General features: G+C 64.6%; 20 protein-coding genes. 10 read left to right on the plus strand and 10 right to left on the minus strand.

Annotated elements, in window-relative coordinates; all coding sequences use genetic code 11:
* Positions 1 to 260: 260 nt before the first annotated feature.
* Positions 261 to 1,871 carry an ABC transporter substrate-binding protein gene (locus EN874_RS13130; RefSeq protein ID WP_127425117.1) on the minus strand — a complete coding sequence of 537 codons (1,611 nt, stop codon included), beginning with the start codon at positions 1,869 to 1,871 and terminating at the stop codon, positions 261 to 263.
* Between the two features lie 343 nt (positions 1,872 to 2,214).
* On the opposite strand from EN874_RS13130, the gene EN874_RS13135 reads away from it, so the two are divergent.
* Entirely contained in the window at positions 2,215 to 3,402 is a 1,188-nt protein-coding gene (locus EN874_RS13135; protein ID WP_127425118.1) for a Xaa-Pro peptidase family protein, read from the plus strand.
* A gap of 147 nt (positions 3,403 to 3,549) precedes the next feature.
* On the opposite strand, the gene EN874_RS13140 is transcribed toward EN874_RS13135, so the two are convergent.
* Genes EN874_RS13140 through EN874_RS13150 form a run of 3 tightly spaced genes read right to left on the minus strand, consistent with a single transcriptional unit; the run spans position 3,550 to position 6,046 of the window.
* The gene (locus EN874_RS13140; protein WP_127425119.1) at positions 3,550 to 3,966 is read right to left on the minus strand and encodes a cupin domain-containing protein; all 417 of its coding nucleotides are present in this window, start codon (positions 3,964 to 3,966) and stop codon (positions 3,550 to 3,552) included.
* A 34-nt stretch (positions 3,967 to 4,000) separates the two neighbouring features.
* Positions 4,001 to 4,837 carry a phosphoenolpyruvate hydrolase family protein gene (locus tag EN874_RS13145; RefSeq protein WP_127425120.1) on the minus strand — a complete coding sequence of 279 codons (837 nt, stop codon included), beginning with the start codon at positions 4,835 to 4,837 and terminating at the stop codon, positions 4,001 to 4,003.
* Positions 4,838 to 4,849: 12 nt separating this feature from the next.
* Complete coding sequence (locus tag EN874_RS13150; protein WP_127425121.1) at positions 4,850 to 6,046, minus strand: Tm-1-like ATP-binding domain-containing protein; 1,197 nt, start codon at positions 6,044 to 6,046, stop codon at positions 4,850 to 4,852.
* A gap of 126 nt (positions 6,047 to 6,172) precedes the next feature.
* Between EN874_RS13150 and EN874_RS13155 the strand changes: the two genes are divergently transcribed.
* The 7 genes from EN874_RS13155 to EN874_RS13185 all read left to right on the plus strand — a co-directional run bounded on the left by EN874_RS13155 (position 6,173) and on the right by EN874_RS13185 (position 12,890).
* Positions 6,173 to 6,868 carry a TetR/AcrR family transcriptional regulator gene (locus tag EN874_RS13155; protein ID WP_127425122.1) on the plus strand — a complete coding sequence of 232 codons (696 nt, stop codon included), beginning with the start codon at positions 6,173 to 6,175 and terminating at the stop codon, positions 6,866 to 6,868.
* A gap of 354 nt (positions 6,869 to 7,222) precedes the next feature.
* Positions 7,223 to 8,539, plus strand: a complete 1,317-nt coding sequence (locus EN874_RS13160; RefSeq protein WP_126087527.1) for an extracellular solute-binding protein — start codon at positions 7,223 to 7,225, stop codon at positions 8,537 to 8,539.
* Between the two features lie 66 nt (positions 8,540 to 8,605).
* Complete coding sequence (locus EN874_RS13165; protein WP_127425123.1) at positions 8,606 to 9,511, plus strand: sugar ABC transporter permease; 906 nt, start codon at positions 8,606 to 8,608, stop codon at positions 9,509 to 9,511.
* Between the two features lies 1 nt (position 9,512).
* Positions 9,513 to 10,469 carry a carbohydrate ABC transporter permease gene (locus EN874_RS13170; RefSeq protein WP_127425124.1) on the plus strand — a complete coding sequence of 319 codons (957 nt, stop codon included), beginning with the start codon at positions 9,513 to 9,515 and terminating at the stop codon, positions 10,467 to 10,469.
* Positions 10,466 to 10,687: a hypothetical protein gene (locus EN874_RS13175; protein ID WP_127425125.1), complete on the plus strand. Its 222-nt coding sequence runs from the start codon at positions 10,466 to 10,468 to the stop codon at positions 10,685 to 10,687. The genes EN874_RS13170 and EN874_RS13175 overlap by 4 nt, the downstream gene beginning before the upstream one ends.
* On the plus strand, positions 10,684 to 11,787 hold the full coding sequence (locus EN874_RS13180) for an ABC transporter ATP-binding protein (protein ID WP_127425126.1): 1,104 nt from the start codon (positions 10,684 to 10,686) through the stop codon (positions 11,785 to 11,787). The genes EN874_RS13175 and EN874_RS13180 overlap by 4 nt, the downstream gene beginning before the upstream one ends.
* Positions 11,787 to 12,890, plus strand: coding sequence for an ABC transporter ATP-binding protein (locus EN874_RS13185; RefSeq protein ID WP_127425127.1), 1,104 nt, complete (start codon positions 11,787 to 11,789; stop codon positions 12,888 to 12,890). Before EN874_RS13180 ends, EN874_RS13185 begins: the two co-directional genes overlap by 1 nt.
* Before the next feature lie 42 nt (positions 12,891 to 12,932).
* Here EN874_RS13185 and EN874_RS13190 read toward each other — a convergent pair whose 3' ends face one another.
* A complete protein-coding gene (locus tag EN874_RS13190; RefSeq protein WP_127425128.1) occupies positions 12,933 to 13,364 on the minus strand; it encodes a DUF4437 domain-containing protein in 432 nt (143 codons plus the stop codon).
* A 99-nt stretch (positions 13,365 to 13,463) separates the two neighbouring features.
* Complete coding sequence (locus tag EN874_RS13195; RefSeq protein WP_127425129.1) at positions 13,464 to 14,429, minus strand: AraC family transcriptional regulator; 966 nt, start codon at positions 14,427 to 14,429, stop codon at positions 13,464 to 13,466.
* 90 nt (positions 14,430 to 14,519) lie between these two features.
* Here EN874_RS13195 and EN874_RS13200 point away from each other — a divergent pair, with 90 nt between their 5' ends.
* Entirely contained in the window at positions 14,520 to 15,734 is a 1,215-nt protein-coding gene (locus EN874_RS13200) for an MFS transporter (RefSeq protein ID WP_126087535.1), read from the plus strand.
* A 61-nt stretch (positions 15,735 to 15,795) separates the two neighbouring features.
* Here EN874_RS13200 and EN874_RS13205 read toward each other — a convergent pair whose 3' ends face one another.
* Entirely contained in the window at positions 15,796 to 16,143 is a 348-nt protein-coding gene (locus EN874_RS13205; protein ID WP_127425130.1) for a GFA family protein, read from the minus strand.
* 213 nt (positions 16,144 to 16,356) lie between these two features.
* Here EN874_RS13205 and EN874_RS13210 point away from each other — a divergent pair, with 213 nt between their 5' ends.
* A complete protein-coding gene (locus EN874_RS13210; protein ID WP_127425131.1) occupies positions 16,357 to 17,652 on the plus strand; it encodes an amidase in 1,296 nt (431 codons plus the stop codon).
* A gap of 19 nt (positions 17,653 to 17,671) precedes the next feature.
* Here the strand turns inward: EN874_RS13210 and EN874_RS13215 are convergent, their stop codons facing one another.
* The 3 genes from EN874_RS13215 to EN874_RS13225 form a co-directional block, all read right to left on the minus strand.
* Positions 17,672 to 18,058 (minus strand): hypothetical protein, encoded by a 387-nt coding sequence (locus tag EN874_RS13215; protein ID WP_245513554.1) that lies wholly within the window; start codon positions 18,056 to 18,058, stop codon positions 17,672 to 17,674.
* Between the two features lie 51 nt (positions 18,059 to 18,109).
* Complete coding sequence (locus EN874_RS13220) at positions 18,110 to 19,087, minus strand: hydroxyacid dehydrogenase (RefSeq protein ID WP_127425132.1); 978 nt, start codon at positions 19,085 to 19,087, stop codon at positions 18,110 to 18,112.
* Between the two features lie 162 nt (positions 19,088 to 19,249).
* Positions 19,250 to 19,966 carry a FadR/GntR family transcriptional regulator gene (locus EN874_RS13225; RefSeq protein WP_127425133.1) on the minus strand — a complete coding sequence of 239 codons (717 nt, stop codon included), beginning with the start codon at positions 19,964 to 19,966 and terminating at the stop codon, positions 19,250 to 19,252.
* Position 19,967: the final 1 nt, after the last annotated feature.

Genomic DNA, 19,967 nt, shown 5'->3' on the forward strand with positions numbered 1-19,967 from the left:
GCGAAGCCATATGAGGGCCAAGCCTTGGACGTCGAGCTCTACGGCGCCCCCCTCTGGCCTGCCGGCCATCTCCCCCACTTGGGGGGAGATCAGCTGTCATCGCGGGTTTCGCTAATCTCCACCGTTGCGGGAAGAGCGTCGGGGGCGAAACTGCCAATCTCCCCCCTTGTGGGGGAGATGTCCGGCAGGACAGAGGGGGGCGCGAAGGAACTCTCATTCTCAAAGCTGAGCACCCGAACCGTCAATCGGCAAGCGCGAGATCAGCCCGCCAAAAAAGTGTCCGCCCAGTTGGACACAGCCCAGCGCGGATTGTTGGCGATGTTGCCGACGGTGTCGCGGGCGACGGAAATGAAGCTCCATTCGGCGACGTTGATCAGCGGCAGATCCGCCGCCACCTTCTTCTGGAATTCCTTGTAAAGCTCGGTGCGGGCTGATGTGTCGAGCGTCTCCGATGCCTTGACGATCAGCGCGTCGAGGTCGGCATTCTTGTAGCCGCCCTGGTTGGAGAAGGGCACGCCGTCGGGAATGCCGCTCTGCACCAGGATGGTGGTCGAGATCGCGGGGTCGCCGCGGAACACCGGCGGGCCGACGGCGAGGTCGAAGGCATGGTCGGTGTAGACGGCCTTGATATGGGCGGCGGAATCGTTGTTGACGATCTCGGCGTCGATGCCGATAGCGGCCAGCGCCTGGCGAAGATAATCGCCGAACTGTTTCGTCTCGTTGAAATAGGGCGCCGGCAACAGTTTCAGCGCAAACCGCTTGCCGTCGTCGGCCCGCCTGTAGCCGGCCTCGTCGAGCAGGTCGTTGGCCTTGGCGACGTCGAACGGATAGATCGGGACATCGGCGGTGTAGAATTGCGGATCGTTCTTCGGCACCGGGCCGGTCGCGGTCGCGGCGTAGCCGAGGAAGATCGTCTTGACGACGAAGTCCTTGTCGACGGCATGCGCGATCGCCTGGCGCACTTTCAGGTCGGCCAGTTCCTTGCGGCGGTGGTTGATCTCGACGACGAGCTGATAGGTCAGCCCCTCATAGCCCTTGGTGACGACCTTCAGGCCAGGCACCTTTGAGATGCGATCGAGGTCGGCGAGCGGCACGGCGGAGAGGGCGGCAAGCTGGATTTCTTCCGCTTCGAGCGCGGCCGCCGCCGAGGTGCGATCGGGGAGCACCTGGTAGACGATCTCGTCGAGATAGGGTTCGTCCTTGCCCCAATAGTCTGCGTTCTTCGCGAGCCGGTAGTACTGGCCGGCCTTGTATTCGGCGAATTTGAACGGACCGGTGCCGACCGGCGCATTGTTGGCCGGGTTGTCCTCGATCTTGCCGCTCTCATAAACATGTTTCGGCACGACGCTCGACAGCGCGGGCAGCGCGTTGCGGATCAGCTGGAACGGCGTCGGCTTGGCGAATTTGAAGACGGCGGTCAAATCGTCGGGCGTGTCGACGGCGGCAAGATCCTTGAACACGGTGCGACCGAGATTCTGCAGCGGCTTCCAGACCTCAAGCGCCGAAAAGGCGACGTCGGCGGAGGTGAAGGGCTTGCCGTCATGCCACTTCACGCCGTCGCGCAGCTTGAAGGTCACCGACAATCCGTCGGCGGCACCTTGCCAGGAAAGCGCGAGGCGCGGCTGAAGCCCATCCCTGCCGTCGAAGGAGGCTTCGGCCAGCGTCTCGACAACCTTGCTGGAAATGAAGAAGACGCCGTTGGAGGCGACGATTGCCGGGTTGAGATTGCGAGGTTCGGAGTCGGCGGCGACGATCAATCGCCCGCCCTTCTTCGGCGCCTGCGCCCGGCCGATGGTTGGCAACGCCGTCGATGCCAAGAGCAACGCCGAGCCGGCCAGCAGGCCGCGGCGTGAAATCGTCAGTTCGGACATCGCTCAAACTCCCCTCTTCACCTGTGCCGGGCGCGGGCGGCCTCGAATGGGCGGGATTATGGCCCTTGGCAAAGGTTTCGCCAGAGACGGTTTTGGCGCAGGATGGCTTGGCTTTGAAATTTTCGTCTGCTGGACCAGTTATGTTCGGGCTAACGTTACCACAATCTGGTAGGACCAGATAGGGAGCTTAAGGCCGCCAAGAGCCGCTATGTAGGCCGCCATCAGGCGGACGCTCCGGATACTGGCTGGACCAGAGCAGACAAAATGGTGCAGATTTGGCCGACAGCCAAAAAGTTCAAGAAGATCGGCCGCTCGAGCGGCCGGGAAAATCAGGGAGAGTTCGATGAACGTCGCTCCGGGCAAAACCGAGATCAGCAGCATTCCGTTCGACCAGACGCGGGTGGACCGGCTGATGGAGGAGGCCGGGATCGACGTGCTCTTCGCCACCTCCAAGCACAACACGCAATACCTGCTCGGCGGCTACAAGTTCATCTTCTTTTCCGCGATGGATGCGATCGGCCACAGCCGCTACCTGCCGATCGTGCTTTATGAGAAGGGCGGGCCGGAGCACGCGGCCTATATCGGCAACAAGATGGAAGGCGGCGAGCATCAGAACCATCCGTTCTGGACGCCGACCTTGCATGCCGCCTGCTGGGGCACGCTCGACGCCGCCAATCTTGCGGTCGAGCATCTGCAGAAGATCGGCAAGGGCGCGGCCCGTATCGGCATCGAGCCGAGCTTCCTGCCGTCGGATGCCTATACGCTGATCCGCAAGGCGCTGCCGGACGCCAAGCTGGTCGACGCGACCGGCATGCTGGAGACCATGCGCGCGATCAAGACCGAGGCCGAGCTCGAACAGTTGCGCATCGCCTCCGAGCTCATCACCGATTCCATGCTGGCGACGATCGCCTGGGCGCGCGAGGGCACGACCAAGGCGGACATCATCGAGCAGCTGCGGCGCGAGGAGACCAATCGCGGCGCGCATTTCGAATATTGCCTGCTGACGCTGGGATCGAGCCACAACCGCGCCGCTTCGAGCCAGGCGTGGAAGAAGGGCGAGGTGCTGTCGATCGATTCCGGCGGCAACTATCACGGCTATATCGGCGACCTCTGCCGCATGGGTGTGCTCGGCGAGCCGGATGCCGAGCTGGAGGATCTTTTGGCCGAAGTGGAAACGGTGCAGCAGGCGGCCTTTTCCAAAGTCAGGGCAGGCACGCTCGGCGGCGATGTGATCGCGCATGCCGGGAGCGTGCTGAAAGCCTCGAAGGTAGCGCCCTATACGGATTTCTTCGCCCACGGCATGGGGCTGATCACGCATGAGGCGCCGTTCCTGATGACCAACCATCCGGTCACCTATGAAGGCACCTATGCATCCAAGCCGCTGGAAAAGAACATGGTGCTTTCGGTCGAGACGACCATGCTCCACCCGACGCGCGGTTTCATCAAGCTGGAAGATACGATCGCGGTGACCGACACGGGCTACGTCATGTTCGGCGATCGCGGGCGGGGGTGGAACAGAGGCGGCGCGTAAGCCCCGATGTCTCGGCGCCTAGTGCGTTTCACCGTTTCACGGAAACGGCGAAACGCCCTATCTCCTTGTTTTTACGCAATTCCGGACGGAAAACCGCTCACACTTTTCCTGGAATTGCTTTAGCGCCGAGCCAGTACTTCGACAACCTCACTTGCCCGCCGGCAGCAGCCTGAAATCCGGCAGGTCGCGCAGCGCCAGTTCCGGTCCCGCCGGCGAATAGACGACGAAGAGCTGCATCGGCTGGTCGCCGGTGTTGAGCGTCGAATGGAAGCGGCTCTCGGGAACATAGATGGTGCAGCCGGGGCCGACCTTCGCGACGACTGGATTGCCCTTCTCGTCCTCGACCATCTGTTCGCCGTTGCCCGAGATGACGAAGATGATCTCCTCCGCGCCCGGGTGATTGTGGCGGGTGTGGCCCTTGCCGGGCGGCAGGTCGACGACGCCGCCGGAAAAGCGCTCCGCGCCGTTCACTTCGGGCGCGACGGTGAGGGCCAGCTTGCCCCAGTCGAAGCCGAATGCGCTGACGTCCTTCGGGTAGACGAACACTTTCTCTCTGTCGGCCATTGCCTCATCCCTCCCTGATGTTCGCGACGGCCACTCAGCCGCCAATCTTGACCGCCTTGAACTCCGCCGTCTGCCTCGCGATCGCCGCTTCCGCCGGCAGCCGCTCCATCGAGCTTGCGCCGTAGAAGCCGTGCAGACCCTCGCAGCGCTCCAGGATGTAGCGCGCATCGTCGGGCATCGATATCGGTCCGCCATGGCAGAGCAGGATGACGTCCTTGCGCACCGAGCGCGCGGCGTCGGCGATGGCGTCGATCTCGTTGACGCAGGCATCGAGCGACTTCGCCGACGTGGCGCCGATCGAGCCGCCGGTCGTCACGCCCATATGGGCGACAACGATGTCGGCGTCGGCTCGTGCCATGGCGCGCGCCTCGTCGGGGTTGAAGACGTAAGGCGTGGTCAGCAGGTCGAGCTTGTGCGCCTCCGCGATCATATCGACCTCGAGGCCGAAACCCATGCCGGTCTCTTCAAAACTCTGGCGCATGGTGCCGTCGAACAGGCCGACGGTCGGAAAATTCTGCACGCCGGAAAAACCCATCGTCTTCAGCTCGGCGAGCAGCAGCGGCATGATGACGAAGGGGTCGGTGCCGTTGACGCCGGCCAGCACAGGCGTCTTCTTCACCACCGGCAGCACCTCACTAGCCATTTCCTTGACGATCTCGTTGGCGTTGCCATAGGCGAGCAGGCCGGCGGCCGAGCCGCGCCCGGCCATGCGGTAGCGGCCGGAGTTGTAGATGATGATGAGGTCGATGCCGCCGGCTTCCTCTGCCTTGGCCGACAGGCCGGTGCCGGCGCCGCCGCCGACGATCGGCACGCCGTCGGCGATCATCTTGCGGAATTTTTCCAGTATCGTTTTGCGCGGGATGGCGGCCATGCTTGTCAGGTCTCACTTCTTGGCAATGTCGAGGAAAGCCTCGGCTGCGGCCTTGGCGAATGTGGGATCGTTGATGTGCAGCGGCAGGCGCGTCACGGCGCGGTGCTTCGTCGGCTTGATCGTGCGCTCGATGGCCTCGAACAGGACAGCACCGGCTTCCGAGTCGAAGAAAGCGCCGCCCTCGATGTCGAGCGCCGAGACGCCCTTTTCCGGGATGAGGAAGCGGATCGGGCCTTCGCACGCGGCGAGGCGTGTGCCGATCCATTCGCCGATCCTGCGGCATTCATCGGCCGTTGTGCGCATCAGCGTGACGTTCGGATTGTGCTCGTAGAACAGGCGTCCCCGGTATTTTTCGGGAATGGTCGGCGGCGCCCAGAAGTTGACCATGTCGAGCGCGCCGACCGAGCCGACATAGGGCAGCTTCGTGCGCGCAATGGCGCCGAAGCGATCCTCGGTCGCCGGCAGCACGCCGCCGAACAAAAGATCGCAGACTTCCGTTGTGGTGATGTCGAGGACGCCGGCGAGCAGGCCTGAATCGGCGAGCTTCTCCATCGATCGGCCGCCTGTGCCGGTGGCATGGAAGACCATGCAGTCATAGTCGGCGCGCAGCCGTTCGACGATGGCCGTGACGCATGGCGTGGTGACGCCGAACATGGTCAAGCCCAGCGCCGGCTTGCCTGCGGCGGAGGGCGCCGGCTTCGCCGCCATGCCGGCGACCGCCTGGGCGGCATTGTGCAGCACGACGCGCGACAGGCGGTTGAGTCCGGCCATGTCGGTCACCGACGGCATCATGATGATGTCGGAGACGTCGACATAGGGCGCGGTGTCGCCGGAAGCGAGCGTCGAGACCATGATCTTCGGCGGGCCGAGCGGCAGCGCACGCATGCCGGCGGTGACGATCGAGGTGCCGCCGCCGCCGCCGATGCCGATCACGCCGGCGACGTCGTCGCGAGCCTGGATGAAGCGGGCAAACGCGACGCCCATGCCGGCGACGGCCGTGCCGCGATCGTCGATGCCGAGCACCGCGCCGGCTCCGTCCGGATGATGCGCGGCGACCTCGCCTGCCTCGATGTCGACCGGAACGGTCGCGCCGCGCGTACCGATATCGACGCGGACGGCCATGCCGCCGGCGGCGGCCACGGCATCGGCCAGGAAGGCGAGCTCTTCGCCCTTGGTGTCGGCGGTGCCGACCACATAGATGCGCTTCATCAGCGTTTCCCCGTCGTCTCTATCGTTGTCTTGCGCGCCTGGCGTTGCCGCTTGTCGCTTCTTGCCTGGCCCGGTCGCCAAGGCGTGGGCCATTGCATTTTTTTGAGACGCGCGTATCGTATTGATATGGATGTCTCACGTCAACAAGCTGCCGCCAACGACGACGCCGAGCAGACGCCGGCAGTCGAGAAGGGGCCGCGCGCCCGCACGAGGCGGCTGATGCTGGAGACGGCGACGCGGCTGATGCAGTCCGGCGTGACGCCTTCGGTCAGCGAAGTCGCGGAGGCTGCGGAGGTGTCGCGCGCGACCGCCTATCGCTATTTCCCGAGCCAGGCGGCGCTGGTGCAGGCGGTCGTCGATGAGGGGCTTGGCCCGATCCTGACGTGGAAATCCGCCTCGAACGATCCGCAGCGACGGGTGGCCGACCTGTTCGCCAGCGCCATGCCGCGCATCGAGGCTTTCGAGGCGACGTTCAAGGCGGCGCTCAAGCTTTCGCTCGACCAATGGGCGCGGCGGCAGGCGGGCACGCTGGGGACAGAGCCGGCTTTCACGCGCGGCCACCGCGTCGATCTCCTGAAAGATGCGATCGCGCCGCTCAAGGGTCAGCTCAGGCCGCGTCAATTCAAGCGTCTTGCCCAGGCGCTGTCGCTGATGTTCGGCGTCGAAGTGCTGATCGTGCTGAAGGATATATGGGGCCTGGACAGCCGTGACATGATGTCGGTCGCCGAGTGGGCGGCGGCGGCGCTGGTGCGCGCGGCGATGGCGGAATCGGAGGCGAAAGCGAGTAGGGTTTCGGCATCGCCCGGAATAGGGATGTCCTAGAATCTGGTTCGACCAGATTGAGGGGCCAGCTACCAGTAATAATTGTGATACATCGCCGGAAACAAGGCCACCATGTATCAAGGAGTAGGAAAAATAAGGGAAAACAGACAGATACCATCCCAATCCGCTTGCGGGGTGGCTTTTGAGCGTCCAAGAAAGAGCTTGACGGCCCTCTTGAATTGGTAATACCAGATCAGTACGCATAAAGCGGATCGAACGTGAGGGCTGCGATCCATCTTTCCGGCAGGGCGAGGAGGCTCGAAACCGGAACGTGCCATCACCGGAGGAACTACCAGGGCCGACCAAGCTGGCGGCTCGCATGACAAGGTAGAATGCGCACAAGGGAGGAAAACTATGCGCAAGATAGTGACCAGCGTGGTCGCTGGTATCGGCTTGGCGCTTGCCTGCGGAACATCCGTCCGCGCGCAAGACAAGGAACTCACCATCTTCTGGGCGGAATGGGATCCGGCGAACTATCTGCAGGAACTCGTCAACGACTACACGGCCGAGACCGGCGTGAAGGTCACGGTGCAGACCACGCCGTGGCCTGACTTCCAGACCAAGGCCTTCACCGAGTTCAACGCGCATGGAGACGCCTACGACATGGTGGTCGGCGACTCGCAATGGCTGGGCGCCGGTTCGACGCAGGGCCACTATGTCGACCTGACCGACTTCTTCAACCAGCACAAGCTCGGCGACGTGATGGCGCCCGCGACCATCAAGTACTACGCCGAATACCCCGGCGGCTCCGGCAAATACTGGGCGATTCCGCTGGAAGGCGACGCGATCGGCTGGTCCTACCGCAAGGACTGGTTCGAGGACCCGAAGGAGAAGGAAGCCTTCAAGGCGAAGTACGGCTACGACCTCGCCGTACCGACGACCTATGCGCAGCTGCGCGACATCGCCGAATTCTTCCACCGTCCGGACCAGAAGCGCTACGGCGTCGCCATCTACACCGATAATTCCTATGACGCGATGGCGATGGGCGTCGAAAGCGCCATCTTCAGCTACGGCGGCGACCTCGGCGACTATGCGACCTACAAGGTCGACGGCATCACCAATTCGAAAGAGGCCGCAGCCGGCCTCGACATGTACAAGGAGCTCTACAAGTTCACGCCTCCCGGCTGGGGCAAGACCTTCTTCGTGGAGGACAACCAGGCGATCACCGGCGGCCTCGCCGCGATGAGCATGAACTTCTTCGCCTTCTTCCCGCCGCTGGTGAACAAGGCCACCAACCCCTATGCCGACGCCACCGGCTTCTTCGCCAATCCGGCCGGCCCGGACGGCAAGCGCTTCGCCGCTCTCGGCGGCCAGGGAATTTCGATTGTCTCGTATTCGAAGAACAAGGACGAGGCGATGAAGTTCCTGGAGTGGTTCATCAAGGACGAGACCCAGAAGAAGTGGGCCGACCTCGGCGGCTACACCTGCAGCCAGGCCGTGCTGAAGTCGGAAGCCTTCCAGAACGCCACGCCCTACAACAAGGCGTTCTACGACACGATGTTCATGGTCAAGGATTTCTGGGCGACGCCTGAATATGCCGAGGTGCTCGATCAGCTGAACCAGAACATCTATCCGTTCGTGGTCGGCGGCAAGGGCACCGCCCAGGAAGCGCTCGACAAGACCGCCGCCGACTGGAAGGCGACGTTCACCAAGTACAATCGCTACAAGTAAGCATCACAGTCAGAATGCCGGAGGAGGGTTTCCCCTCCGGCATTCCTGTTTTCAGGGAGACATTCGTTGGCTTCGGTAGCCCTTGCCCATCTCGATCCTGCCTCAAGGGCCGCCGCGCGCGGCTGGTCGGATCTGACCATCCGCAACATGTTCATCATCCCGACGCTGGTTTTCCTGATCGTCTTCAACATTTTCCCGCTGATCTATTCGCTGGGCTATTCCTTCACCAATTTCGCCGCGAACCGCAGCGAGCCCTGGCAGTTCGTCGGCTTGCAGAACTATCGCGAGCTGCTCAGCGACGACCACATCTGGTCGAATTTCATCATCACGGCGAAATACGTCATCGTATCGGTGGCCGGACAGATGATAGTCGGCTTCGGCCTCGCCCTGTTGCTCAACCGCAGCTTCCCGATGAAGGGCCTGATTACCACGCTGCTCCTGTTGCCGATGATGATGTCGGCGGCGGTGGTCGGCCTGTTCTGGCAGTTGCTCTACAGCCCGTCCTGGGGGCCGATCAACTACGTCTTCGGCCTGGGCGACTTCGCCTGGCTCTCCAATCCCGACAGCGCGCTCTACGCCGTCGCGATCACCGACGTCTGGATGTGGTCGCCATTCGTAATGCTGCTGTCGCTCGCCGGCCTGTCGGCCGTGCCGCAGCACCTCTACGAGGCCGCCGCGATCGACCGTGCCAGCTGGTGGTACACCTTCACCCGCATCACCCTGCCGCTGGTCTCGCCGATCCTTCTGATCGCGCTGATCTTCCGCACCATGGAAGCCTTCAAGACCTTCGACATCGCCTACACGATGACGACCCAGCCGACCGCCGAACTGATTGCGATCCGGCTCTACAAGCAGGCCTTCCAGCAGTGGGATACCGGCAAATCCTGCGCGCTGGCCTACATCGTGCTGATCATGGTGCTGGCCATCACCAACCTCTACGTGAAGTACCTCAACAAGGTGAAGGAGCGCTGAGATGGCCGCCGTCCGCACTTCTTCCGAGGTCGCCCTCAACCGCGTCGCAATCGCCGCGGTGCTGATCGCGACGCTGGTGTTCCTGGCGCCGATCTACTGGATCGCCTCCACCGCGTTCAAGCCGAAGGAGCTGGCGGTCAGCGTTCCCCCTACTGTTCTCTTCGAGCCGGAGGTTACGCCATTCGTCCGCCTCTTCACCAAACGCGTGCAGATGCAGAAGACCGTCGACCCGCAAGTCTACGAGGCCGCGCCCTGGTGGGAAAAGCGCATCTATGACGGCGGCGAGCGGGTGCTGAAGGTCGGCAAGGACGTGCAGCTGTCGCAATATCCCGACCGCTTCATGAACAGCCTTATCGTGGCGGTCATCAGCACGGTGCTTGCGGTGGGCATGGGGACCTTCACCGCCTACGGCTTCTCGCGCTTCAAGATCGCGGGCGAGGCGGACCTTCTCTTCTTCATCCTGTCGACGCGCATGCTGCCGCCGGTGGTGGTCGCGATCCCGATGTTCCTGATGTACCGGGCGGTCGGCCTCAACGATTCGCATATCGGGCTGATCATCCTCTACGTCGCCTTCAACCTGTCCTTCTCGGTCTGGCTGATGAAGGGCTTCATGGACGAGATACCGAAGGAATATGAGGAGGCGGCGCTGGTCGACGGCTACACGCGCATGCAGGCCTTCTTCAAGATCGTGCTGCCGGAAGCGGCGACCGGCATCGCCGCCACCGCGGTATTCTGCTTCATCACCGCCTGGAACGAGTACGCCTTCGCGCTGATCATGACGAACCGGCGCGCCCAGACGGCGCCGCCCTTCATTCCGTCGCAGATCGGTTCCGGCCTGCCGGACTGGACCACGATCGCGGCGGGCACCTTCCTGTTTCTGCTGCCGGTCGCGATCTTCACCTTCCTGCTGCGCAACCACCTGCTTCGCGGCGTGACCTTCGGAGCGATCCGCAAATGAGTTTCCGAGCCGTCAACGAGAAGTACCTTTTGCCGGCCTCGCAGATCCTGATGGTGCTCGGCATCGTCGCGCTCTGCCAGCCATGGAGCCTCAGCCTGCATTCCTATGGCGTGACGATCATCCTGGTCGGGCTGATCGGCTTCAACATCACCTCCAAGATTGCGCCGGAGCGCAGCGAGGAAACCGGCGTCGCGACGCATGAGGGGGCCCGGCAGTGACGCAGATCGAACTTCGCGGCATCGAAAAATTCTTCGGTGCCGTCCAGGTCATCCACAATCTCAACCTCGCCATCGCCGACAACGAGTTCATCGTGCTGCTTGGCCAGTCGGGCTGCGGCAAGACGACGACGCTGCGCGCGATTGCGGGGCTGGAGACGATCGATCAGGGCGACATCCTGATCGACGGCAAGGCCGTGCAGCACCTCAAGGCCGCCGACCGCGATATCGCCATGGTGTTCCAGTCCTTCTCGCTCTACCCGCACATGACGGTGTTCGAGAACATCGCCTTTCCGCTGCGCGCAACGCGCATGAGCAGCGGCGAGGTCGACAAGGCCGTGCGCGAGATCGCCCGGATCCTGCGCATAACCGACCTGCTCGACAAGAGGCCGTCGGCGCTCTCGGGCGGCGACATGCAGCGCGTGGCGATCGGCCGGGCGCTGGTGCGTCGCCCGAAGGCGATGCTGATGGACGAGCCGATCGGCGCGCTGGACGCCAAGCTGCGCGAGGAGATGCGGGCCGAGATCAAGCGCCTGCACGTCAAGCAGGGGTCGACCACGATCTACGTCACCCACGACCAGATCGAGGCGATGAGTCTCGCCGACCGCATCGTCATCATGCATGAGGGCTTCATCCAGCAGGTCGGCACGCCGGACGACGTCTATTCGCATCCGGCCAATCTTTTCGTTGCCCAGTTCGTCGGCAGCCCGGTGATGAACATCGCGGAGGCCGGCGTCTCCGAGGAGGCCAGCGCCGCGCGCGTCACGATTGGCGAGGCGCAGACCGGTTTCGAGTTCCCGCGCGAGCTGCTGTCCAAGCTCAACGGGCATTCCAACGGCGGCTTGACGCTCGGCATCCGTCCGGAGGGTGTGCTGGTCCGGCACGATGCCTCGCCCGGTTACATACCGGTGGAGGCGCAGATCATCGAGCCGCTCGGTTCCTTCGATATCGTCGATCTCAAGGTCGGCTCAAAGATGCTGCGCGCCCGCACCAAGGCCGGATATGTTTCGGGGCCGGGCGAGAAGGTCCATGCCCGCATCGATCCCGAGCAGGCGCATTTCTTCGACACGGCAAGCGGCAAGTCGCTAGGAGTAAGGCTGTAATGGCCCACATCGAACTCAAGAACATCACCAAGAAGTTCGGTGGCCACACCGCGCTGACGGGCCTCAACCTGGACATCGCCGACGGCGAATTCTTCGTGCTGCTCGGCGAGACCGGCGCCGGCAAGACGACGACACTGCGGCTGATCGCCGGGCTCGAGAAGCCGACCGAGGGCCAAGTCTTCATCGACGGCGTCGACGTTGCCCGATGGGGCGCCGCCGAGCGCGACGTGGCGCTGGTGCTGCAGCAATACTCGCTCTACCCGCGCTACACCGTGCGGCAGAATCTGGAGTTTCCGCTGAAGCCGAAAATCCGTCGCCTGCCCGATGCCGAGATCAAGGACCGCGTAGCGCGTGCCGCCCGCACGCTGCGCATTGAGCATCTGCTCGACCGCAAGACGGACCGGCTTTCGGGCGGCGAAATGCAGCGCGTCTCGATCGGCCGGGCGATCGTGCGCAAGCCGCGCGTGTTCCTGATGGACGAGCCGCTGTCGGCGCTCGACGCGAAGCTGCGCGAGGCGTTGCGGACGGAGCTGAAGAACCTGCAGATGCAGCTCGGCGCCACCTTCCTGTTCGTCACCCACGACCAGATCGAGGCGATGTCGATGGGCGACAAGGTCGGCGTGCTCAACCATGGTCGCATCGTCCAGACCGGCACGCCGCAGGATATCTACAACAATCCGCGCGACACCTATGTCGCAAGCTTCGTCGGTTCGCCGCCGATGAACCTCATCGACGGCAAATTGGTGGAAAACCGCGCAGTGATGGCGCCGATGAATTTCGAATTGCCGCTCTCAGGGGGAGCCAGGACTTTTCTGGGGGAGAAGGCGGGCGGTGCGGCCGACGGTCGCCCGCTCGTCTTCGGCATCCGTCCGGAGGATGTCTATCTGGAGAGCGGCGCGCCGGTCGAGGCACGCGTCCACGACGTCGAGAACCACGGCGTCGAGAAGATCGTGACGCTGAGGGTCGGCGACGCGATGCTGAGGGCCACAGTGCCGGCAAGGACCGCCGTCGAGATCGAGCAGCCCGTCCGCTTTGCCTGGAATCCGGACAAGGTGGTGATGTTCGACAAGGGCAGCGGGGTGAGCCTGCGGCACGCCGGCTGACGAGCCTGCCGTTCGCCCGGCGGGACTTTGGCCGGCGCTGTGCTATTGCGGCAGATAGGTCTCGTAGGGCGTGTCGTTGATCAGCAGGATCACGCATTCGGTGTCGGACAGGCAGGCATCGTCATGCATCTCGTCGGCCTTTTGGGTCCAGTAGGAGCCCGGCGGCAATTCGACCTTGGTCGCTTCGCCGCCTTGCATCTGCCAATGCGCCCACAGTCCCTTTATGACCACGGCGCGATAGTCGGCGGTGTGGGCATGGACCGGCGCGCGCCAGTTGCCGGGAACCTTGAGCAGCGTGCCGGCCGGACCCTTGGCCCTCGAGCCCCATAGCGGGCCGAGGCGCTGCGGCTGGTCCGGCGCTTCGACGACATAAGGGATCTTGTCGGCGGGCAGGTAGCTGTCTTCGAGCGCCGATGCCCGTCCCGGAAGGACGGCCAGCGCGGCAAGCGCAAGCGGTGCAAGGTGTTTGGCCATGGCGGTTTCCTCCTCCGGTCAGCTTACGCCGCCGCTATGGGAGAGGAATAGCGCTCCGTCCAAAAGACCTCGCAATTCCTCCAGCTTGACCGCCGGGTGTCAGGGTTGCTCGCCTGGGCCATTGCGCAGATGGCTCGGCGCGATGCCCATGACCCGCTTGAAGGCGCGGCTGAAGGACGCTTCCGAATCGTAGCCGAGCTTCGCGGCCGCCACCGACACCCGCATGCCGTCGCGGGCGAGCCATTGCCGTGCCTGGTGCATGCGCACGCGCAGCACATATTTGGCCGGCGTCTCGCCGACCACGGAGGCGAAGCGCTGCGCGAAGGCGGAGCGTGACGCTCCCATCATTCGCGCCAGGGATTCGACCGTCCAGTCGCGATCGGGCTGCAGATGAATGGCGGCGAGCACCTTGCCGACGTCCGGGTTGCGGACTGCGGCGATCCATCCGGTGGCGTCGCCGCAACCATTCTCCACCCAGGAGCGAATGATGGTGGCGGCGAGCACGTCAGCCAGACGCGCCAGAATGCCGCCGGAGCCGACCCGGTCCATCGTCACCTCGCCGGCCATGGCGTCGAGCAGATGCTGGATGCCCGGCGCGTTCGCCATCAGCTTATGCGCCTGCATCAGGTCGGGCATCATGTCGAGCAGCGGATGCGAGCCGTCGAGATTGAAATGCATGCTGCCGCAAAACAGCAGGGTCTTGCAGCCGTCGCAGCCGTTGGAGACGTCGAAGACGTTCTCGCAGACCGGCTCGATGGTGTAGCGGCCGATCGGCACCGGCGGCACGCCCGGCGCGCTCGCCAGCACATGCTCGTCGCCGCGCGGGATCAGAAGCGCGTCGCCCACCGACAGCTCGATCCATTCCCTGGCCGGCGAGAACAGCCAGCAGCCCTGCTGTCCGATGAAATGGAAGCGCGCCGCCTTCTGCGCGGGGAAGGAAACGGCCCACGGCTCGCCCAGCACGCAGCGGCCATAGTCGACGCCGTCGAGACGCAGGCCGCGCAGCATGTCGGTCAGCGGGTCGCCGGATGCCAGCAGTGTCGTTTTGGACGAATTGTAATTCATTTCGGCGTTTCTAGCATGGAAACTCCAGCCAGTCACTCCCTATGTTGCGCTGCAGCCAAATGTTGCGCCGCAACTTTCCGGAGATTTGCCATGACCGAACCCGCCACGGGCGTCATCGACGCCGCCGTTCTCGACAGGACCGAACCCGAGGAACGAACCGAGCCCGTATGGGGCGCGGTGGTGTCGCTAGCGCTCGGCGTGTTCGGCCTGGTGACCGCCGAATTCCTGCCCGCCAGCCTGCTGACGCGACTGGCGCAGGACCTCGGCGTCAGCGAAGGTTCCGCCGGCCAGGCGGTCACGGCGACAGCCGTCGTCGGCGCGATCGCAGCACCCACGATGGCCATCGTCACCAAGCGGCTCGACCGCAGGCTGGTGATGTGGATGCTCACCGTGCTTCTGATCGTCTCCAATCTGCTTGCCGCCTTCGCCTCCTCGCTCACGATGCTGCTTCTGGCTCGCGTTGTCCTTGGTGTCGCGCTCGGCGGCTTCTGGTCGATGTCGGCCGCCATGGCGATGCGTCTCGTGCCGATGCGATTGATGCCGCGCGCCATGTCGATCATCCTGACCGGCGTCTCGGTCGCCACTGTCACCGCGGCGCCCGTCGGCGCCTATGTCGGCGACATCTGGGGCTGGCGCACGGCCTTCATGATCGCAGCCGTCGTCGGTGCGCTGACCCTGCTGGTGCAGCTTGCCACCATTCCCAGCCTGCCGCCGACGGCCGTGGCAAGCTTCCGCACCCTGATCGAGGTGCTGAAAAGGCCGACGATCCGCGCGGCTCTCATGGTGGTGCTGCTCGTCGCCTCGGGACAGTTTGCCGGCTTCACTTATGTGCGGCCATTCCTGGAGACGGTGCCGGTGATGCCGATCGAGACCATCTCGCTGGTGCTGCTCGCCTATGGCGTCGGCGGCTTCTTCGGCAACTTCGCCGGCGCCTTCCTTGCCGAGCGCAACCTGAAGCTCGCGGTCGGGCTGGCGCCGCTGCTGATCGCGCTGTCGGCTCTGGCGCTGCTTACGCTTGGCGCCTCGCCAGTAACGGCAGCCGTCGCCGTCACGAGCTGGGGTTTTGCCTTCGGCGCCGTGCCGGTCGGGCTGCAGACCTGGCTGGTGCGTGCCGCGCCCGACCAGGCCGAGAGCGCCGGCGGGCTAATGGTCGCAACGTTCCAGGTGGCGATCGCGCTGGGCGCGGTCTTCGGCGGCCTGCTGGTCGACCATGCCGGCGTGGCGAGCGCCTTCGCCTACGGCGCCGTGGCGACGCTGCTCGCGGCGCTGGTGACTTTCGCCATCGGCCCCAAACAGGCCGAATAGTCCCGGATGCCGACAAGCCGGCCGACATGGCCGGCTTGTCGGCAGGGCGATGCGGTCCGGTCTAGGCAGAGCGGCCGTCGAATTCGAAGACCTGCACTGCGGTGAGGTCGACGTCCTCGAGGCAGTTGATGTTGATGTAGGCGCTGCGTTCGCTGCCTTGGCTGGCGTCCTCGGCGAAGGGATGGATGCCGCAGGTCCGGCAGAAGCGATGCGCAATGGCGCTCCTGCCAAAAGTGTATTTGCCGAGGTCGTCGCCCCAGGCGACCAGCCGCATGCTGCCATGCGGCACGGCCCAAAGCAGCGCGCCCTTGCGCGCGCAGATCGAGCAATTGCAGCGCACCGCGCCGCCGATCTCGCCTTCGACCTCGAAAGCCACCTTGCCGCAATGACAGCTGCCTTTGTACAGCATCAGTCTCTTCCTATCGCTGGCAGGGTGCAAAGGCACGCTTGCCGGGTTATCCCTTTCGCCGGCCTTCCCAGCCGGCATTATTGCGGTTCAGCTTTCACAGAATCGCTGATCCGCTCTAAGCATTTGTTTTTGCGCAATTCCGGACGGAAAACCGCGACGCACGTGCTGGAATTGCTTTAAAGTCGTTGCATCCTTGCGGAGTCCGACGCCGACATGCAATCCGTCCGCGACCGTCTCGAAATCATCCTGTCACGTCTTGCCAGTCGCGCCTCCGGGGAGAAGGTCTACACCAAGCTCTACGTCGAAGCGGCGCGGGCAGCCGCCGATGTATCCGACGCCCGCCGGAAGGCCGGCGTGAGCCTCGGGCCGCTCGACGGCGCGATCGTCTCGATCAAGGATCTGTTCGACGTCGCCGGCGAGCCGACCCGGGCGGGCTCGCTTATGCTCGCCAGCGCCCAGTCTGCCGCGCAGGACGCGGCGATCGTGCGCCGGCTGCGCCAGGCGGGCGCGCTTATCCTCGGCAAGACCAACATGACCGAATTCGCCTTCACCGCGATCGGCGACAATCCGCATTACGGCACGCCGGGCAATGCGGCCGATGCGAGCCTTATTCCGGGCGGCTCCTCATCCGGCGCCGGCGTCGCGGTGGGCGAGGGTACGAGCACGATCTCGATCGGCTCGGATACCGGCGGCTCGGTGCGCATCCCGGCCTCGCTCAACGGTGCCGTCGGTTTCAAACCGACGGCAAGGCGCGTGCCTCTGGCCGGCGCCTTTCCCTTGTCGGCGACGCTGGATTCGATCGGGCCGCTCGCCCGCAGCGTTGCCGACTGCGCGGCGACCGACGCGATCATGGCCGGCGAGGAGCCAGTTGCGCTTCAGCCCGTCTCGCTAGCCGGGTTGCGCATCGGCATCCCCCGCGGCGTGCTCTTTGGCGAGACGCAGCCTGAGGTTCTCGATGCTTTCGACCGAAGTCTTCAGCGGATGGAGCAGGCGGGCGCGCGCATTGCCGACTTTCCGATCGACGACCTCATTGCCGAGATGCGCGCAGCGACCAAGCGCGCCTCGATCGCATCGATGGAAGGTGCGGAAGTGCACGCCGACTGGCTGGCAGCCGGCGCGTCGGTGCCGGTCGATCCGCATGTCAGCGGGCCGTTGTCGCGCGCGCTGACGGTTCCCGCTTCCGTCTATATCAGGACGATCCGCCGCCGTGGGGAATTGGTCGCGGCCATGGAGGAGCGGCTGCAAGGGGTTGACGTGCTCGCGCTGCCGACCGTGCCGATAGTCGCGCCGTCGATCGCCGCCATGGCCGGCGATGAGGCGCTACGCGACCGGACGGAAGGCCTGCTGCTGCGCAACACCCAGGTCGCCAACCAGTTCGACCTCTGCGCGGTCTCGCTGCCGATGCCCGGCACGAGGCTGCCGGCCGGGCTGATGCTGGCGGGGAGACATGGGCATGACCGGCATCTGCTTGCCGTTGCGGCGGCAGTGGAGGTTTTGCTGAAAGATTGAAGGCCGGAATTTGGGCGGCTTAGCGGGATGAGCAGTGGCCGCGTTCGCTGTCCTTTGCCACGCGCTCGATTCCGGTGGCGACCAGCGTCGGCAGGCTGTAACGCTTGCCGTTGAAAATATGCGGCCGGTTCTCGATCGTGCCGGCGACGACGAGCTTGCCGGCATAGAGCTTGTCGGCGAGGTCGAGCGCCTTGTCCTGTTGCGGCAGGCCGTCGATGTCGACCAAGATGCCCTTGACGATCTTGCCGGAGGCAAGGTCGAGCGCGCTGTTCGAAGGGCAGGGCGCCATCACGCAGCGCAGGCCGTTGTCGCAGGGTACGTAGCTGCCCTGCCCGGCGGCGCGAACCTCGGCCGCGGACAGGCAGAAACCGGCGATCAGAAGGGCACGCGCGACACTTTTGGTCATCGCAGGAAGGTCGTCGTCAAATCCGGGAAAATTGAGGCGGGCGGGGAAGCGTCAGTCCGCCGGAAAGCGCCGCCGGTAATGCTCGATGACGTCCGCATTGCGCAGATTGACCGGCAGCTTGCCGGCGAGCACCAGCAGCGCCTCGCCGGCAGCGCCGGTGCCCATGCGCATCATCGATTCCTCGGTGATGCCGGCCATATGCGGGGTGACGATGACGTTGTCGAAGCCGAAATAGGGATGGTTCGGCGGCAGCGGCTGGGTCGCGAAGACGTCGAGCGCCGCACCCCCGATGCGGCCCTTTCGCAGGGCTTCGATCAGCGCCTCGTCGTCGACCACAGGCCCACGCGAGACATTGATCAAAAGCGCATGGGGCTTCATGCGGGCGACGCGCTCGCGGCTGATCAGGCCGCGCGTCTCCTCGGTCAGCGGGCAGCAGAGCACGATGATGTCGCTCTGCTCGACCAGCGCGTCGATCGACAGGAAGCCGACACGCTCGGGCGCCGGGCGCAGGCTGCGCGTGGTCGCAACGACGTTGAGATCAAAACCATGCGCCGCGATGTGGCCGACCGCCTGGCCGACCGCGCCGAGGCCGACGATGCCGATGGTCTTGCCGGCCAGCTCGCTGCTCGAATTGGCGTGCTCGCGCCCGGCAAGCCAGCCCTTGGCCCGCAAGTCCCGGTCGACCACGCGAAATCGCCGAAGCAGGGCGAGCGTCACGAACATCACATGCTCGGCGACCGAGCGGGCGTTGACCGCCGGCACATTCGCCACCAGCACGCCGGCGGCGGTCGCCGCTTCGAGCGGGATCATGTCCAGCCCCGCGCCGTGGCGGATCGCGGCGCGCAGACTCTTGGCGCCGGCAAAGAGCTCCGGCGGCAGCGGCGCGCGCACGATGACGATGTCGGCATCACTGGCTTCGGCGATCAGCGTCCCGGCGTCGAGGGCGGGGGCGATCGCAAGCCTGCCGGCGCCCGCCAGCATGGCCGTGGCGCGTGGGTGCAGCGGGTGCGTCGACAGGATCTTGCGCATCGGGGTCCTGGTTGTTTCAGCCGCATTTGCGCGAAGCCAAGCAATAACGCAGCAAAATGCTCCAAAGCGGGTCGCGCTGAAAAGGGCTCAAGCGGCCGGGTTTGGTTCTTTTTTGTGCATGTCGCTTTCCCAAGACCGCTGCGCGCTTTTGGGCGACTTGCGCTAGGCCTTTTCGAGCGCCGCGCTTTTCGGTTCCGCCCCTCGGCCTTCGATCAGGCCCTTCCAGTAGCTCTCGGCGCCCTGCAGGTGGGCGCTCATCAGCGCCTGCGCCAGATTGCCGTCGCGGCGCAGCAGCGCCTCGTAGATCTGGATGTGCTCGGCATGCGAACGCAGATTGCGCTCGGGATCGTTGAAATAGATGGGCAGGCGTTGCTCGCCCATCAGGTAGTAGACGCTGCAGATGTTGTGGAAGACGCCGTTCTTGGTCGCCCGCACGATCTCGAGGTGGAACTCGCGGTCCTCCTTGGCGAGGCCTTCGCCGGCGGCGATGCGTTCCTCGGAGGCTTTGAGGATCTCGCGCAGCCGCTCGAAATTCTCCTCGGTGGCGCGCGAGCAGGCAAGCTCGGCCGCCTTGATCTCATGGATCTTGCGCAGCTCGACCGTCTCGTAGATCTGCACCGGATCGAGCGGCAGGCCGGCGCGGGCGAAAAGCGCCAGCGCTTCCACGCTCGCCTGCTTGGTGTCGATATAGATGCCGGATTTGGCGCGGCGCTCGACGATGCGCATGGCTTCGAGGATCGCCAGCGCCTCGCGGATCTGGCCGCGGCTGACGCCGAAATGCTCCGCCAGCTCGCGCTCCGACGGCGTGCGGCCCGACTCCTTGTCCGAGTTGGAGAACAGATAGGCGGCGAGTTCCGCGAGAAGGTTCTTTTCTTTCATC

Origin of the sequence: Mesorhizobium sp. M1D.F.Ca.ET.231.01.1.1, assembly GCF_003999155.2 — a bacterium.
Classification (GTDB): Bacteria; Pseudomonadota; Alphaproteobacteria; order Rhizobiales; family Rhizobiaceae; genus Mesorhizobium.

Coding starts and splice junctions, on each gene's coding strand:
- EN874_RS13130 (WP_127425117.1), bottom strand. CDS start 1,871: ATGTCCGAACTGACGATTTCACGCCGCGGCCTGCTGGCCGGCTCGGCG.
- EN874_RS13135 (WP_127425118.1), top strand. CDS start 2,215: ATGAACGTCGCTCCGGGCAAAACCGAGATCAGCAGCATTCCGTTCGAC.
- EN874_RS13140 (WP_127425119.1), bottom strand. CDS start 3,966: ATGGCCGACAGAGAGAAAGTGTTCGTCTACCCGAAGGACGTCAGCGCA.
- EN874_RS13145 (WP_127425120.1), bottom strand. CDS start 4,837: ATGGCCGCCATCCCGCGCAAAACGATACTGGAAAAATTCCGCAAGATG.
- EN874_RS13150 (WP_127425121.1), bottom strand. CDS start 6,046: ATGAAGCGCATCTATGTGGTCGGCACCGCCGACACCAAGGGCGAAGAG.
- EN874_RS13155 (WP_127425122.1), top strand. CDS start 6,173: ATGGATGTCTCACGTCAACAAGCTGCCGCCAACGACGACGCCGAGCAG.
- EN874_RS13160 (WP_126087527.1), top strand. CDS start 7,223: ATGCGCAAGATAGTGACCAGCGTGGTCGCTGGTATCGGCTTGGCGCTT.
- EN874_RS13170 (WP_127425124.1), top strand. CDS start 9,513: ATGGCCGCCGTCCGCACTTCTTCCGAGGTCGCCCTCAACCGCGTCGCA.
- EN874_RS13175 (WP_127425125.1), top strand. CDS start 10,466: ATGAGTTTCCGAGCCGTCAACGAGAAGTACCTTTTGCCGGCCTCGCAG.
- EN874_RS13185 (WP_127425127.1), top strand. CDS start 11,787: ATGGCCCACATCGAACTCAAGAACATCACCAAGAAGTTCGGTGGCCAC.
- EN874_RS13190 (WP_127425128.1), bottom strand. CDS start 13,364: ATGGCCAAACACCTTGCACCGCTTGCGCTTGCCGCGCTGGCCGTCCTT.
- EN874_RS13195 (WP_127425129.1), bottom strand. CDS start 14,429: ATGAATTACAATTCGTCCAAAACGACACTGCTGGCATCCGGCGACCCG.
- EN874_RS13200 (WP_126087535.1), top strand. CDS start 14,520: ATGACCGAACCCGCCACGGGCGTCATCGACGCCGCCGTTCTCGACAGG.
- EN874_RS13205 (WP_127425130.1), bottom strand. CDS start 16,143: ATGCTGTACAAAGGCAGCTGTCATTGCGGCAAGGTGGCTTTCGAGGTC.
- EN874_RS13210 (WP_127425131.1), top strand. CDS start 16,357: ATGCAATCCGTCCGCGACCGTCTCGAAATCATCCTGTCACGTCTTGCC.
- EN874_RS13215 (WP_245513554.1), bottom strand. CDS start 18,058: ATGACCAAAAGTGTCGCGCGTGCCCTTCTGATCGCCGGTTTCTGCCTG.
- EN874_RS13220 (WP_127425132.1), bottom strand. CDS start 19,087: ATGCGCAAGATCCTGTCGACGCACCCGCTGCACCCACGCGCCACGGCC.
- EN874_RS13225 (WP_127425133.1), bottom strand. CDS start 19,966: ATGAAAGAAAAGAACCTTCTCGCGGAACTCGCCGCCTATCTGTTCTCC.